This window comes from Nonomuraea sp. ZG12 (assembly GCF_052068115.1).
In the GTDB taxonomy this organism is placed as follows: Bacteria; Actinomycetota; Actinomycetes; order Streptosporangiales; family Streptosporangiaceae; genus Nonomuraea.
Genome location: NZ_JBQHCW010000100.1, coordinates 1 through 595, shown reverse-complemented (window position 1 = coordinate 595; position 595 = coordinate 1). Strand labels below are relative to the sequence as shown.

At 70.9% G+C, this 595-nt stretch carries 1 protein-coding gene; it reads right to left on the bottom strand.

Annotated elements, in window-relative coordinates; translation table 11 throughout:
* Nucleotides 1–13 precede the first annotated feature (13 nt).
* The coding region (locus tag ACTMTF_RS49440; protein WP_441117041.1) for a hypothetical protein at nt 14–595 on the bottom strand (582 nt) is incomplete at its 5' end.

Genomic DNA, 595 nt, shown 5'->3' with positions numbered 1-595 from the left:
GGCCCGCGTCAGGTCACGTCTTCCCGGAGTCCCAGGAGCTAGCACCGAAGGTGCGCAGCAGGACGATCAGCGCGGCCCCGAGCCGCCAGTCCGATCCCGGCGCGTGCACGTGCAGCTTGTCGCCTCTGGATCTGAACTCCAGCGGCATCTGACCACCCGCGCGCCACCTGATGCGCCGGGGGCCGCGCGCGACACCACCCTCGTTGCCGGGGACACTGTCGAAAATGGAGAACACGAGGATCAGCACCTGCAGGGGCAACAACAGCCACCACATGCACCACCACAGGATCCGGCCCTTGAAGCCCACCGCCTCAGGGCCGCCGGGCTGAGTCACGGTCCAGCGGGTGCGCAGGCCCCTGCCATGGAGCGCCTTCTCACGCACGAACGTGCCGATGAGGTCACCGTGCGCACCGAACGCCTGAAACGTCGCGACACCGCCGGTGGCCGACTGGGTCACCAAGGTGGCCACCCGTTCCCGCCGGTGCTCGTCGGCCCACAGGACGAAGGAGCGGGCGCCGCTGCTGCGGGCCGCGAGGTAGGCGGGTATGCCGCCCGGCGGCAGCTCGCGCTCCACGTACGCGACCACCCGGGCCGG